Raw genomic sequence first — 15,213 nt, 5'->3', positions numbered from 1 at the left:
CGCGCCTAACGGTTCGGAGCGCTGGATAACCCGCGAGAATAAAGCGATAACCTGGACTTCCGCGGGTAACGTCCCGTTCGTTAAGCTGGAATATTACCTGGATAATGATTACGCCGGGACCAGGAAAACCATCGCCGAGAGCGTGGCTAATGTCGGCGGGGCGAATTCCTATACCTGGTATGTCCCGGATATAAAGGATTCAGAAGGGGAAGTTATTCATCCGACTACTGTCCGGGTCCGCGTTTCGGATGTCAATGACCCTGCCGCCTATGACGATTCCAACAGCGCCTTTACCGTTGATTATTATTCAGTGACCTGGGAGGTAAGGGATATGATCTCCGGACAGCACCTGACCCAGCTTAGCGTTAACGGCGCTTCGGACCAGATCGATCCTGATAGCGCAGAAGCAGATACCTGGAAGACAAGCACTATGCCTGATCTGCCGACTGTCCCATTAGGTTCGCCCGTGACTATGAAACTGCCTTCAGGTTTCTGGTCAATACTCTGGACAAAGTCAGGATACGGGGATAAACAGTCTATTTTCAACCTGAACCGGGATATGACCCTGGCTGACGGCGATAGCTGGAGAGCCGACGGCAGCGGGTTGTTATTTATGGAAACCACCGCTATCCATATATGGGAGGCGAATTCCGAGTTCTCCTACAATACGGCCAGTCTCCTTAATGGCACGCCTGATTCCCTGACAGTTAATTCCTGGCTGCAGCGTGACGGGTTCGTGGTCTCCGGCGGTGTCCAGGCGGATGTGTATATATATGACGAAGGCGAATTGATCAAGCACCTGGCCGCTCCCGGAGAAGGCGCTGTGGGGGTCAATCCCGATAGCGCGGGTTTCTTCCATATGAACTGGCAGAACACCAGCCTGGAATCCGGAAGGGTTTATACGGTCATTACCGATATTACCAACGCCAGCGGCGCGCATTTCAAGACGCCTACTTCTTTTGACGTGACTGACGTTATCAAGCTCCAGGATACGCAGGATACCGTTAACAGCGTTCTGGATAAGTCCATCAGCGAGGTCGAGACGAATATCGCGGAGATGATCACCGGATCCGGCGCCACTCCCGAGGAATTGATCGCCGCAGGCGGTATGAAGGGTGTTGTGGAGACAAGGCTTGACGAACAGACCAATTTGATCGTCGGCGGCAAGAGCAAAGAAGAGATCCTCGCCGCAGGCGGTATGGTGGGTATGTTGCAGGCGTCCTTGACCAGTTTTGAGACCCAGTCCGCCGATGCTATCACCAAACTGCAGGCCGGCGCGGACCAGGCGGTAACAGCAGGCGAGAACCTTGAGGCGACCGCCAAGAAATTCTCCTGGGGCGCCACAGCGGCCCCTGATCCTGCGTTAAGCGGGGATACTATAACGCTGCAGGTCCAGGGCCAGCCGAACTTGCTGCCTAAACTGAATATATACAGCTGGGATAATAACGCGATATATTCGGACGTGATTATGAGCCAGAGCAGGCCGGGATTCTATGTCTTTAGCTTCGCAGCGGACAGCAACTTTGCCGTAGGAAAGGCTTATACCTACCTGGTGAGCGAGCAGACCACCGGAGGCCTTGTTTCCGGATCGGGTATGGTGGAGAGCATGGGTATATCCACTGTCGCCGGACTTGCCGCAGCCGCGCCGGAAGCCGAGCGAGCCGCTAAGAAAGCCCTGGACGCCATTAAGGCGGTGGAAGCGGTGCTGGTCTCCAAGGATAATATCAATATCGCGCTTACCTTGCAGAATCTGAAGACCTCGATCGAGGCCCTGCCGGAAACATTGAACAAGCAGGGGCCGAATACCCAGTTGACCAGCGCGGTCAACCAGATCTCCGAGCAGCTTAAATCTTTTGTCGGAGCGGAAGGGGTTGACTTGAGCACTCTTCTTGATGAGAAGCTGGGGGACACCTCTACGATCAAGGAGATGCGCAATAAAACCGACACGATCAATGCCGTAGTGGATATACTGTTGAAGATAATGGAATCAAAATTCGGCGGGGTGGATTCGCCAATCGTATCCACCTCTTTGCAATCGGGCAGCGTCAAATTCAGGATCGTGGTGATCAATCCGGCCAAGACCAAGGTGCAGAAGGTCCAGGTGAAGAAATTCCTGCCGACCGAGGTCAAGCTTAAGGATATTATGGATGCCGGCGGATTGGACCTGGAATACGATTCCGAGAAGAGCATCTATTACGCCTATAAGAACGACCTGGAGCTGCAGCCCGGCGAATCGCGCGTCTTCGAGGTCGAGGTCGAAGATATCTGGCTTATACCGGCGAGCCGGCTTGAAGACTTGAAGAGGCAGGCCGCGGATATGGTCCCGCGTATGTCTAAGACCGAATACGCAGGCCGGGCCCAGGAACTGGCAAATACCGTTCCGGCTGTGATGGATGAAATAGCCCGGAACCAGGTTGATGATACGATCAGCCGCGAGCAGCATATAGGCCTTTACCGCCAGAATATGCAGACGATAAGGCGTGTTGAAGAAGAACTTGCGTCTTTGTTGAAATTGATCCAGCCGGTCAGCGGGATGAGCGCCCCGGAGATGCTCGAGAGGTCCAGGCTTAAGATCAATATGCCGGCCAAGACCACCACCTGGTTGATCATTATTATCATTATCATCTTTCTCGGCCTTTTGGCGGTAGTGTTCTTTTTCGGATGGCAGGCGCAGATGCGCGCCAGCCAGGACGCCTTAAGTTCAATGCGCGATAACGCGTTTCCGGACCAGAAGGCGGCGGATAAATCCGGGAAGGATCAAGGGCCGGATGTAAAGAAATAATTACAAAGCGGCGCAAACCTGCGGGGGCAGTTGTTGGTTCAACCGACAATAACTGCCCCCGTTTTCATTTCTCACCCGGTTTAAGCCCGCTCAAAAAAAATAACTATTTTTTATAAAATTGTGATAGAATAAAAAAGACGGAATTCTTTTATTTATAGGCGTTTATAAAAATGTTCGATGTCATATTATTAACCCCTGAAGAGAAGATCTTCGAGGGGAAAGCCGAAAGCATAAAATTACCCGGTGAGCACGGCGAGTTCGAAGTCTTGGCTTACCATAAACCGGTGATCGGCCGTTTGATCGGCGGCAGCCTGATCATTGACGGCAGGTCCTATCCGGTGCGCCGGGGTATTATCGGCTTTAATCAGAACAAGGCCACTATTATCGTGGAAAGATAGGCTTATGGACCGCAATCTGGCATTGCTTCTTATCTTTATCTTCTGTATAGCCGGGCCATGCTGGGTTTTCGGCTCCTGCGCCAGGGCAAGCATTACCGCTTTGGGCAGGAATCCCTCGTCGGCCCCGCGGATATTCACGGCGATGATCTTTGTCCTGGTTTTCGCCGAGGCTGCGGCGATCATCGCGATGCTGATCGTTTTTCAGTTGTTCTCTTAAGGCCGCCGGAAAGCGTTCGAGGCGGAAAAGGAGCTGTAAAATGGATATGTCTTTATTGTTGTCGATGATGGGGATATTCGTGCTTTTCGGCGTGATAATGTTCTTTATGTTCAAGAGCCTGGTCCATTCCCGGCTTGTGGGCCAGACAGAGCATCTTGACGCCCAGGAAGCGGCTTTGGCCAAGAAAAAAGAGGATATAGACAAACAGCTGGAAGATATAAAGCGGCAGAGCCGGGAGATCCTGGCTAATGCCCAGAAGGAAGCGGCGGAGCAAAAGGAAAAAACGGCCAAGGAGATCGAGGGGCAGAAAACGAAGATCCTGGATGCGGCTCATCAGGAGGCCAACGAAATGATCAAGCAGGCGGACAATGCCAGGCTTGCGCTTATGGCTGAAGAGAATACCAAGATAGATGAAAAGGCCACGCTTAAGGCTGTAGCCTTGCTAAAAGATACCCTGCCCGAGAATGTCCGCCGGGATATCCACGAACACTGGATCAGCGGCCTGATCGCCAACAGCTACGAAAACCTTGACCGGCTTAAGGTCCCCGAGGGGACCAAAGACGTAACGGTGATCTGCGCGTTTGAGCTTACCGGTAAACAGCGTAACGCCCTTATGGTTAAACTGAACGAAAAGCTGGGGAATGACCTTAAGATAAAAGAAGAGACCGATCCCGATCTCATCGCTGGGTTAGTGGTCAATATAGGCAGTCTTTTTCTTGACGGCAGCCTAAGGTTCAAGATAAAGGAGGAATCGCTTGGCCATCACCAAACAGGCTGAGAATCCCGAGCAGGCGAAATTCGCGGTGCATGAGCTGGGGACTATTGCCTCGGTGCGCGAATGTATCCTGAAGGTTAAAGGATTGGCCTCCTGCATTAACGGGCAGATCGTGGAGTTCGAGCAGGGCGGCAAGGGCATTGTTTTCGGTTTCAACGCCGATGAGATCCAGGTGTTGGTGTTGAATACCCAGGCTCCGCTGCACGTGGGCGAGAAGGTACTGAGCAAAGGCGAGTTTTTGCATTTGCCGGTAGGGGATAAGTTCCTGGGAAGGATCGTCAACGGCTTATGCGAGCCGGTTGACGGACAGGGCCCGATAGAGGCCGGCGATAATTTTCCCGTATTCATCGACGCCCCGGGCGTAATGGACAGGGCTCCGGTCAAAGAAACGCTGGAGACAGGGGCCTTGCTTTTGGACGCGGTGATCCCGATCGCCAAAGGCCAGAGGCAGCTTTTGATCGGCGACCGCCTTACCGGAAAGACCACCGTGGCCATCGACGCTATCATCAACCAGCAGGGCCGGGATGTGGTATGTATTTATTGTTGTATCGGCAAAACCAATTCCAGCCTGATAAAACTCCTGAACCTGTTCAATGAAAAAGGGGTAATGCCTTATACCATTGTGGTCAGCGCCGTGGCCTCCGTCCCTATGGGGGAACAATACCTCGCGCCTTATACCGCCTGTATGCTGGGCGAGTATTTTATGAAAAAAGGCAAGGATGTCCTGCTGATCCATGACGATCTGACTAAGCACGCCTGGGTATACCGCCAGATATCCCTTTTGCTGGAACGCGCCCCTGGCCGGGAGGCTTATCCGGGAGATATATTTTATATCCATTCGCAATTAATGGAGCGCGCGGGGTACCTTAAACCGGAATTGGGCGGCGGGTCGATGACCTTTCTGCCTATCGTCGAGATACTTCAGGGCGATGTCACCGGTTATGTATCGTCGAATCTTATCTCTATGACCGACGGGCAGATCTATTTTTCGACCACGCTCTTCAATAAAGGCGTAAGGCCGGCGATCGATTTCGGGCTTTCTGTCTCGCGTATCGGGAATAAGGCGCAGTGGCCGGCGATGAAGGCGTTGAGCGGCCAGCTCAGGCTGGAATACCTGCAGTATCAGGAGCTCCTGCAGATGACCCAGCTGCGCACTACCGGCCTTTCCAAAGACGCGGAGGACCGGATGAAGCGCGGCCAGGCGATAACCCAGCTTTTGATCCAGGATAAGAACAATCCTATATCCATGGAGGCGGAGGTTATGTATCTGTTTGCCCTGAGCATGGGCGTCTTAGACAGTCTTTCCCCGCAGGACTTCAAGCGTTTCAAGAATGAGTTCGTCAAACTGGTGCAGAAGGAGTTCCCTGATCTTTTCGGCGAGATACGCAAAACGCTGGTGCTTAATGATACTTCTATAGAAATGCTCTATGAAGCCCTGAACCATTATTTCGCGCAGACATAGATGAAACTTCTCTCGGCGATAAAAAAAGACATGGAATTCAACGCCAACCTCTATAATCTGCTGGAGGTGCTTAAAGAGATCGCCATAGCGCAGTACCGCATCCTGGAAAAGAAGGTCAAGAAATTCGACGATATATACGCAGCCCTGGATTCGATCCAGGCGATGTTCAAAATAAGCGAATCCAAACATCCGATATTGAACACGGCGGATAAACAGCCGGGGATCATCGCCTTGACCTCCGACGCCGGACTGTTGGGCGGGCTGAATATGAGCGTGATGTCCCAGGCGATAAAAGAGGGCGAGCGGGTCAAAGGCAAGCTCTATATAATCGGGGAAAAAGGCGAGATGTACGCCAAAGAAAGCGGGTTGCCGTATGTTACATTCAAGGGCGTCTCTGATGAGACCAAGGTAGCCCAGGCGCAGGAGTTAAGGGATTATATTTTTAAGGAGGCGCTCAACGGCAGGATCGGGGAACTTAAGATAGTTTATCCGCAGGCCCTTTCGATAGTCTCGCAGCAGGTCAAGATCCAGCAACTCATCCCTTTTGCCTCTTTATCCGCTACGGCAATAAGGAAGAAAGAGACTGTTGTTCCTGCGTCCGTGATCCTGGAATCGCCGGTTGATGATATAGTGGAATATTGCACCTATTTGCTGCTGGGATATAATTTTCTCCAGGTTTTCAATATGGCCCGTCTTGCGGAATTATCCGCGAGGTTCATTCACCTGGAGAGCAGTAAGACCAAGATCGAACAGTTGAACAAGGATCTCCGGCTGCAGTATTTCCGGCAGCGGCATGAATTAGTCGATAAGAATATGAGGGAGTTGTTCGCGGCCAGGTTGGCTTTTAAATAGCATCAAGACCCGGTCTTGCAACCTTATGATAGGCAACGTGTTGCAAGACCGGGTCTTGAAAGCAAAATAAAATATGGAAAAAACGCAAATAAAGCAGGGAAAGATCATCGCGGTCCAGGGGCCGGTAGTGGATGTCTGGTTTGAGAATGAGGTGGATATCCCGGCGATATACGATAACGTGAATACCAAGACCGTGGACGGCAAACGAGTGGTCCTGGAGGTCGCAGAACATCTCTGCGGTAATATCGCCAGGTGCATCGCTATTAATTCCACTTATAACCTTCAGCGTAACGCCGAGGCCTATCCCACCGGCGAGACTATCCAGATCCCCGCCGGAGATTCCATATACGGCCGGATCATTAATGTCTGGGGCGACGCCATCGACCAGAAAGGGGAGATCCCTGCGGGTGAAAGGATGCCTATACGCCCCCAGAGGGGCGGGCAGCATTTATCGAGTAAAGAAAAGGTCGAGAAGTTCGAGGTTCTGGAGACCGGGATAAAGATCATCGACCTGTTGTTTCCCCTGGTCAAAGGGTCCAAGAACGGGATCCTCGGAGGCGCGGCCCTGGGCAAGAGTATCCTTACCCTTGAGGTTATCCATAATATCGTCCAGAAGCACAGCGGAGCCTGCGTTTTCGTCGGAGCCGGGGAGCGTATGCGCGAAGGCAACGAGCTTTATTATGAGCTGGAACGCCGGAATATCCTCTCGAAGACGGTTATGATCTTCGGCCAGATGAACGAGCCTCCGGGAGCGCGTTTTGAAGTGGCCTTCAGCGGGGTGACCCTGGCTGAATCCATACAGCGCAAGAAACAGGATGTGCTTTTGTTCGTGGATAATATCTTCCGTTTTCTGCAGGCCGGCTCGGAGATTTCCAGCCTCTTAGGCAGACTTCCTTCGGAGACCGGTTATCAGCCGACATTGATCTCCGAGGCCAGCGCGTTCCACGAGCGGATATGCTCTTCCAAAGAAACAGGGAGCTCCATTACCTCGGTGGAAGCGGTTTATATCCCGGCCGACGACCTTACCGACCCGGCCGTAGTCACTATATTCAGCTTTTTGGATTCTTTGATGGTCCTTTCCCGGCAGAGGATACAGCTCGGGCTTTATCCGGCGATCGACCCGTTATTGTCCTCCAGCGCAAACCTTGACCCGGATATCGTCGGGGCGCATCATTACCAGGTTTCCCAGGATGTTATCCGCACGCTGCAGCGCTATGAAGAACTGCGGCGCATTGTTATGGTCATCGGTATCGACGAATTGTCCGCGGGGGACAGGATAATTTATGAGCGCGCGCGCAAGCTGCAGAATTTCCTTACGCAGCCGTTCTTTGTGGCCGAGGCTTATACAGGTAAACACGGCGAATACGTCACTATACAGCAGACCGTTGACGGCTGTGAAAAGATCATCGCCGGCCATTTTGACAGGAAGCCGGAAGGCGAATTTTACATGATCGGGGTGGCATAAAGGGGGGACAAACTATGGAAAAAAGTCCAAAGCGCATAGGCGAGATATTGATCTCCAAGGGCTATATTACCGAGGCACAGCTGCATGATTCGCTGATGGAGCAGAAGATAAACGCGGACTTCCTGGGCAAGATACTTATCGGCAAGGGGGTGATCAACGACCGCCAGCTGATCGAGGCGCTTTCCGAGCAATTCAATATGCCGATCGTGGACCTGAAGACCGAATATATCGATATGGACCTGGCCCGCAAGTTCTCATCGTCTTTGATCGTGGACCATAAATGTTTTCCTTTGCGCCAGGATGATTACACGGTGACAGTGGCTATCCTAAATCCTTTGAACGTGGTGCCGATCAGCAAGATGGAAGAAGAGGCAAGCCCCAGAAAGCTCGAGCTTGTCCTGGCCAGCGAAGCTGACCTGAATGGCGCGATAAAACAATTACGCGAGCATATCAGCCAGAGCATCCGGGGTTTATTGAAAAAGAACCATTTGGAAGGGAATAAATAGTGACTAAGATCGACCTGGTCTTCTACGACATTTTTCATAACACCGGCAGGTTGAATAAAGATGCCCTCAGCCGGTTCGTAAAAGAGGCGGAGGATACCCGTCAGCCTTTGTTCTATGTCCTGCTTAAGAATAATCTTATTTCCGAGCAGGAGGCGATGAACATCATCTCCGAAAGGCTGAAGACCCCGCAACTTGACCTTAAGGCGATAACCGTGGATAAGGCGGTGATCGAGCGCGTGCCTTTCAAGATCGCCTATTATTACAAATTCTTCCCGGTGAAGATCGTTGACCGGTTGATCTCTATCGCCGTAGCCTATCCCCCGGATATAAAGATCCAGGATGAGATCCGGACCCAGTTGGGCATGGATATTGAAATGGTGATCTCCAGCGCTGATGATATCCTGGACAGCCTGAACAAGTATTACGGCCTGGCTTCGGAGACCGTGGGAAAGATGTCCAAGGGGCAGATCCAGGAAGCGTCAGCCGCGGATCAGGGCCAGCCGGAGGAAAGATTGGAGGATATCGAGAAGCTGGCGGAGGATGCCTCGGTAATAAAACTGGTGAACCAGCTGATCCTGGAGGCGTTCAAGAAACGCGCCACAGATATCCATATCGAGCCGTACCGCGACAGCGTGAGCGTGCGTTACCGCATAGACGGCATACTTTACGACACCAATGTCCCCGCCGGTATCCACGGTTTTATCTCCGCCATAATCTCGCGTATCAAGATTATGTCCAATCTGAATATCGTCGAGCGCCGGCTTCCGCAGGACGGAAGGGCGGTAGTCAAGGTAGCTGACCAGATATTGGACCTGAGGATCTCGACCATACCTACGCCTTTCGGCGAAAGCGTGGTGCTCCGTATCCTGCCGGTGAAGATGCTTTTTAACCTGGAAAAACTGGGTCTGGCCAAGCGGGACCTTAAGATCTTCGAAGAGACTATTTTAAAACCGCACGGGATAATTATGGTAACCGGGCCAACGGGAAGCGGAAAAACCACTACGTTGTACGCCTGTTTGACCAGGATCAATACCAACGACCGCAAGATCATCACCATCGAGGACCCGATCGAATACGAGATGTCCGGGATAACCCAGATACAGGTGCAGCCGGGGATCGGGCTGGATTTCTCAAGGGGGCTGCGCAGCATACTGCGGCATGACCCGGATGTGATCATGGTCGGCGAGGTGCGCGACCTGGAGACCGCGGAGATCGCTATCCGTGTAGCTTTGACCGGCCACCTTGTTTTTTCCACTTTGCATACCAATGACGCAGCCAGCGGGATCACCCGTCTTATAGATATAGGCCTTGAGCCTTATCTGGTGGCGTCCAGCGTCGAGGCGTTTATCGCTCAGCGACTGATCAGGCTTATATGCCCGGCTTGTAAATATGAGGATACCGCTGCGCCGAAGGAATTAAAAGAGATAATCGCTTTTGAAACCGGCAAGAAAGTTTCCGATATCAAGATCTTTCGCGGTAAAGGCTGCGCTAACTGCAATTTTACCGGTTTTCTGGGCAGGACCGCTATATATGAAATGCTGCTGATAGATAATATGATGAAAGAGCTGATCCTTAAAAAAAGCTCGGCCAGCCAGATCAAGAAAGCGGCTATAGCCAGAGGCATGCGGACCCTGCGACAGGATGGCTGGCAGAAGATCCTTGCCGGACTGACCACACCGGAAGAGGTGATGAAAGCCACTGCCGCCGAGGAGCGCGAAGATGAGGGCATAAATACAGGAGGGATCGCTGTGGGACTGGATGAGGAAAAACCCCTGGAAGAGGTGGTGATCAACAAGAGGATTTACCACCGGTTAAAGAGCAAGGTCGATATACATTACAAGGTCTTTAATACTAAGGATGAACACGGAAAACGAGTGCCGGTCCCGGAGGTGAATTCGGTCACCCGGGATATTTCGGCCGGCGGCCTGGTCTTTTTCGCCGAACAGTCGTTTCCCGCGGGGGTGGTCCTGGAGTTAAAGATCGACCTGCCTGAAACGGACGAACCGATAAATTGCTTAGCCCGCGTGATCCGGGTGGATGAGCTGGAAGAGAACAGGAAATATGATGTTGCGGTATGCTTCCTGGACCTGACCGGAGCCCAGCGCCGCAGCCTGGATAAATACGTGGGTAATTCAATTGCCAACGAATAGGGGTCTTGCATATGCCAACTTACCGATATAAAGCGAAGAACGGTCCGGTCGAAGAAGTGGAGTCCAGTATAGAAGCCCAGTCCGAGAAAGAGGCGATAGAAAAGATCAGCCGGATGGGTTATGTTCCTATTTATATCGCGCAGAACGCTGATCCGGTCCAGGCACAGGCCGGTTTTAACCGGGGAAAGGGGCAGGGCGTCAGGTCCCGGGATATCACTATATTTACCCGCCAGATGGCCAGTCTTTTGAAGGCCGGTGTGCCTATACTCAGGGCTTTGAGCATTATCGCCGAACAATTGGATAAATCACAGTTTAAGACGATAATATATAATATCTACAGGTCGGTGAAAGAAGGGACTTGTTTTTCGGCGATTTTGGCGGGATATCCGGCTGTTTTTTCTTCGTTCTACGTGGCGATGATAAATACCGGGGAGAACAGCGGCGCGCTTCCGGAGATACTTTTGCGCATAGCCGATTACCGGGAAAAACAGGAGGAGATGGTCTCGCGGCTGCGCATGGCCCTGGCTTATCCGGTACTTATGTTCTTTGTGGGGATGGGAACGGTGGTCTTTATGCTGGTCTTTGTCTTTCCCCGGCTTATGGGCGTATACGCGAATATGGGCCAAAGCCTGCCTCTGCCTACCCGGATATTGATATCCATAAGCGATTTTTCCCGCCATTGGGGAGGATGGCTGATATTGCTGGCGATAATTCTGTTCTTCATAGTCAAACAAAGGTTGCGTTCCTCTGCCGGGAAAATGGCTTTCAGCGGCCTGGTCCTGCGGCTTCCGGTAATAGGCCCGTTGATATTAAAAGCAGAACTGGCGCGTTTTGCCCGGACGCTGGAATTGCTGCTGCGCAGCGGCTTGCCGATATTAAAGGCGATCAACATAACCGTTCCTACCTTGGAGAATGAGGTGGTCAAGGGCCAGTTATCCCAAAGCCATAAGAGCCTGGAACAGGGAGGCTCGTTTTGCGCCAGCCTTAAGCATTCCCGGATAATTCCCCCGTTTATGATTAATCTTATCAGCGTGGGCGAGGAATCGGGGAGGATCGACGACTCCCTCAGGGAGATAGCCGGGGCTTACGAGAAGGATACCGAAGAGGCGTTGAGGGTGATGAACAATCTCCTTGAGCCGGTGATGATCCTGGGGATGGGGCTGGTCGTGGGTTTTATCGTTATGGCCATGCTTCTGCCCATATTTGAAATGAATACTATGTTGCAATAAATTCGTGAAAATGCCTTTTACCGATATCCCCGTCCGTAAGATGCTCAAGAACAGTATCCTTTTTTTAGCCGCATTGTTCATTTTATCTGAGCCGCAACCGGCGGCCTGCCAGCAATGGCAGGAGATAAAAGGGGACCATTTCATTGTTTATCATTCTTATCCGCAGGATGCACGTTCATCCAATAAGTCCCGTATAGAGGATTTCGGCAAAGAAGTAGCGCGCCGGGCTGAGATCTATTATGGCAGGATCGCCATTGACTTGGGCTATCCGCGTTATTCGGAATTCTGGACCTGGGACAAGCGGGTAAAGATCTATCTTTATCCCGACAAGGATTCTTTCATAAAGGCCAGCAGCCAGCCTTACTGGTCCGAAGGCATGGCCGATTACACAAATAAAAAGATCCTGGGTTTTTACGGCAGCAGGGGTTTTCTGTATTCGGTATTGCCGCATGAGATCGCGCATCTTATCTTCCGCGATTTTGTCGGGTTCAAAAGCGATATCCCTCTCTGGCTGGATGAGGGGGTGGCCCAATGGGAAGAAGAGAAGAAGAGGGGGGAATTAAGCGCTTACGCCAGGGACTTGCTGAACAAGAATTCTTTTCTCTCTCTGGAAGATATGATGGGGCTGGATGTCCGGCATATAGTGACCAAGGATAATGTGTATATGCGCCAATCGCGCTCTTTAAAAGGCGAACCGGTGGTAATGTTCCTTACCGGGGAAATACTGGTGAACACTTATTATATCCAGGCTGCTTCTCTGGCCGGGTTTATGATCAATAAATACGGCTCGGAATCTTTTGCCGAATTCTGCCGCCAGCTGCGCGACGGCAAGGAGGTTAAGGATGCGATACTCTCGGTCTATTATACGCATATCCGCAGCCTTGAGGAGTTCGAGGACGAGTGGGTGAAGTATGTCGCTGAAAGCGGGTGATCTTTAAAATGGAGGCGAAGATGTCATATTCTAAAAAAGGGTTTACTTTGATCGAGCTTATGCTGGTGGTTATGATTATCGGCGCGCTGGCGGCAATGGTTATGCCCAGGTTTACCGGCAGGGGCGAACAGGCCCGGACGACAGCTGCCAAGGTGGATATTCAATCCAACATTGCCACAGCCCTGAAGCTTTATGAACTGGATAACGGGGAATTCCCCACTAACGAAGAAGGCTTGGGCGCCTTGTTGAACAAGCCCGCCAGCTCCAATACCTGGCATGGGCCGTATCTGGAGAAGAAGCCCGTCGACCCCTGGGGCAGGGAATATAAATACAGATATCCCGGAGAGCACCGGACCAACGATTACGACCTTTATTCATTAGGCAGGGACGGGATTGAGAGCAGCGATGACGTCAATAACTGGGAATAAAAGATCGCGGGGTTTCACCCTGGTGGAGATAATGGTCACAGCCGCGGTCCTGTCTTTCGGACTGGTCTGCGTGTACCAGGCTTTGTTCATTTGCCTGGATACGTTTAAATACTGCGATAATTATTTGAACGCCCTGCCGCAGGCGAACGAAAAAATGTGGCTTGCCCGGGACGCGTTGGAGTCATCGGGTCCGGATGCCATATTGGAGACTGAAGGTAATTTTACCGTCGGCAAGAAGGATTTTGAATTGGATTTAAGTTATTTTCTGGCAGATGAAAGCGAATATCTGTATCAGGTAACCCAGGATGTCAAATGGAAAGCCGGTATAAGGGGCGTCGGGTTTTCCCGGACCGCCTATGCGAGATATGACCAGAACAAGACAAAATAATAAGAGGGGTTTCACCCTTATCGAATTGCTGGTCGTCTGCGGGATGATGGCGGTGATCTCCCTGGTGATCCATTCGACACTTTTCAGCGGAATAAGGCTGTGGCAGCGGATGGATACGCTTAAGGTCAACGAAGACCTGAATATATTCCTGGAGAGATTTGCCGCGGATATAGCCAACAGCTTTGAATTCACCGGCATCGGTTTTACCGGGCAACAGGACAGCCTGACTATTCCGGCATTGGTCAAAAGTCCTATCGCGCGGATAAATATCCCCGGCAAAGTCGTTTACGCGTATGATCGGCAGAACAAGGTGTTGACCAGGAGCCAGATGGATTATTCCCAGAGCTACCTGGATGTCCGTGTAACTCCGGATCATGCGTTAACCGGGATAAATTCCTGTAAATTCAGTTACCGCGTTTTCGATAAGCAGAAAAAAGAATATTCCTGGAGCGAGGAGAACACGGCGGACAGGCTTCCTGACGCGGTCCGGATGGAGTTGGGGCTGGGTTCGGGGTCCGGGGGATATGCGTTCAATAAAACAGTGAGTATTCCGGTCAGCGGGGAGTTGAAAGAATGAGCAGGGGCATATTGGGCCCGGGGCGCAGGCCCCGGCAGGGAAATAAAGGCTTGATATTGATCGTCGCGCTCTGGTCATTGTGCATTCTTTCCGCCTTTGCCGTGATCATCGGTTATCAGGTCAGGCAGAAGCTGGTCCTGATAAAAAGGCTTGAGGAGCGCGGTAAATTGCATCTTATAGCCCAGGCGGGCATGATCAAGGCCGCCGTGGAATTGAGGAAGGAAGACGAAAAAGATTATGACGCCCTGAACGACCCTTGGTGCGATAATCCCGGCGCCTTTCGCAACGTCGCGATGTCCGACGGGGTATTCGATATCTATTATGACTATACGGACTCCGGTTCAGGCGAGGTGCGCAGGCGCTACGGAATGGTCGATGAAGAAAGCAGGGTGAACATAAACGCCGTTGATTTTAAGGTCTTGAAACGGCTTTTTTATTTAGCCCTGAACGCGGATGAATCCGACGCCGAAGGCCTGGCTGCCTCGGTTATGGATTGGCGCGACGCAGACAGCAGCCTGATCCTTTCCGACAGGAGCGCGGAAGACAGCTTTTACCGTTCCGGGATATATCCTTATGAATCCAAAGACGCCGGATTACAGGTCCTGGAGGAATTGCTTCTTGTGCGGGGATTCAATGAAAATATCTTTGAGAAAATAAAAGCTTATATTACAATTTATAGCAGCGGCAAGGTCAACATCAATACCGCGCCTAAGACGGTATTAATGGCTCTGGGCATAGATGCGAATGTGGCGGAGAATATAATGTTTTTTCGCGCGGGGAAGGACGGAATAAACCTGACCGCGGATGATAACTATTTCGAGAGTATCGGCAATATCGTCCCTGAATTGAGCCGGAATTACAGTATGACGGTAAATCAAATAGCCGCGCTTAGTTCCGTGGTAACGCAGTCGATAACTGTCCGCTCGAGTGTCTTCAGGGGCAAAAGCCGGGCCAGGCTTAACAGCCGCAGGGATACGAATGAGATCGATTTCGTGATCGACCGGTCGGGCCGGGTTTTATACTGCAGGGAAGGATAAAAGATGTCCAATGGTC

The 15,213-nt window shown here is 51.7% G+C and carries 15 protein-coding genes; all 15 read left to right on the top strand.

Annotation, left to right across the window (positions count from 1 at the left end):
* Positions 1-2,782: hypothetical protein (locus M0R35_03085; protein ID MCK9594644.1), on the top strand; the 2,782-nt coding region annotated here is incomplete at its 5' end.
* Positions 2,783-2,952: 170 nt separating this feature from the next.
* Positions 2,953-3,180, top strand: a complete 228-nt coding sequence (gene atpC / locus M0R35_03080) for a F0F1 ATP synthase subunit epsilon (GenBank protein ID MCK9594643.1) — start codon at positions 2,953-2,955, stop codon at positions 3,178-3,180.
* A 4-nt stretch (positions 3,181-3,184) separates the two neighbouring features.
* The gene (locus M0R35_03075; GenBank protein ID MCK9594642.1) at positions 3,185-3,397 is read left to right on the top strand and encodes a hypothetical protein; all 213 of its coding nucleotides are present in this window, start codon (positions 3,185-3,187) and stop codon (positions 3,395-3,397) included.
* Between the two features lie 40 nt (positions 3,398-3,437).
* The gene (locus M0R35_03070) at positions 3,438-4,175 is read left to right on the top strand and encodes a F0F1 ATP synthase subunit delta (protein MCK9594641.1); all 738 of its coding nucleotides are present in this window, start codon (positions 3,438-3,440) and stop codon (positions 4,173-4,175) included.
* Entirely contained in the window at positions 4,153-5,634 is a 1,482-nt protein-coding gene (locus tag M0R35_03065; protein ID MCK9594640.1) for a F0F1 ATP synthase subunit alpha, read from the top strand. Before M0R35_03070 ends, M0R35_03065 begins: the two co-directional genes overlap by 23 nt.
* On the top strand, positions 5,635-6,486 hold the full coding sequence (locus M0R35_03060; GenBank protein MCK9594639.1) for a F0F1 ATP synthase subunit gamma: 852 nt from the start codon (positions 5,635-5,637) through the stop codon (positions 6,484-6,486).
* 73 nt (positions 6,487-6,559) lie between these two features.
* Positions 6,560-7,951 carry a F0F1 ATP synthase subunit beta gene (atpD, locus tag M0R35_03055; GenBank protein ID MCK9594638.1) on the top strand — a complete coding sequence of 464 codons (1,392 nt, stop codon included), beginning with the start codon at positions 6,560-6,562 and terminating at the stop codon, positions 7,949-7,951.
* A 14-nt stretch (positions 7,952-7,965) separates the two neighbouring features.
* Positions 7,966-8,457: a hypothetical protein gene (locus M0R35_03050; protein ID MCK9594637.1), complete on the top strand. Its 492-nt coding sequence runs from the start codon at positions 7,966-7,968 to the stop codon at positions 8,455-8,457.
* A complete protein-coding gene (tadA, locus tag M0R35_03045) occupies positions 8,457-10,607 on the top strand; it encodes a Flp pilus assembly complex ATPase component TadA (GenBank protein MCK9594636.1) in 2,151 nt (716 codons plus the stop codon). The genes M0R35_03050 and tadA overlap by 1 nt, the downstream gene beginning before the upstream one ends.
* An 11-nt stretch (positions 10,608-10,618) precedes the next feature.
* Complete coding sequence (locus M0R35_03040; GenBank protein MCK9594635.1) at positions 10,619-11,836, top strand: type II secretion system F family protein; 1,218 nt, start codon at positions 10,619-10,621, stop codon at positions 11,834-11,836.
* Positions 11,837-11,846: 10 nt separating this feature from the next.
* The gene (locus M0R35_03035) at positions 11,847-12,767 is read left to right on the top strand and encodes a hypothetical protein (protein ID MCK9594634.1); all 921 of its coding nucleotides are present in this window, start codon (positions 11,847-11,849) and stop codon (positions 12,765-12,767) included.
* A 20-nt stretch (positions 12,768-12,787) separates the two neighbouring features.
* Positions 12,788-13,195: a type II secretion system major pseudopilin GspG gene (gene gspG, locus M0R35_03030; GenBank protein MCK9594633.1), complete on the top strand. Its 408-nt coding sequence runs from the start codon at positions 12,788-12,790 to the stop codon at positions 13,193-13,195.
* A complete protein-coding gene (locus tag M0R35_03025; protein ID MCK9594632.1) occupies positions 13,173-13,583 on the top strand; it encodes a prepilin-type N-terminal cleavage/methylation domain-containing protein in 411 nt (136 codons plus the stop codon). The genes gspG and M0R35_03025 overlap by 23 nt, the downstream gene beginning before the upstream one ends.
* Positions 13,561-14,160 carry a type II secretion system GspH family protein gene (locus tag M0R35_03020; protein ID MCK9594631.1) on the top strand — a complete coding sequence of 200 codons (600 nt, stop codon included), beginning with the start codon at positions 13,561-13,563 and terminating at the stop codon, positions 14,158-14,160. Before M0R35_03025 ends, M0R35_03020 begins: the two co-directional genes overlap by 23 nt.
* Positions 14,157-15,197 (top strand): general secretion pathway protein GspK, encoded by a 1,041-nt coding sequence (locus tag M0R35_03015; protein ID MCK9594630.1) that lies wholly within the window; start codon positions 14,157-14,159, stop codon positions 15,195-15,197. Before M0R35_03020 ends, M0R35_03015 begins: the two co-directional genes overlap by 4 nt.
* Positions 15,198-15,213: the final 16 nt, after the last annotated feature.

Source organism: Candidatus Omnitrophota bacterium (assembly GCA_023227985.1).
Classification (GTDB): domain Bacteria; phylum Omnitrophota; class Gorgyraeia; order Gygaellales; family Profunditerraquicolaceae; genus JALOCB01.
This window is presented reverse-complemented; position numbering and strand designations above follow the sequence as displayed.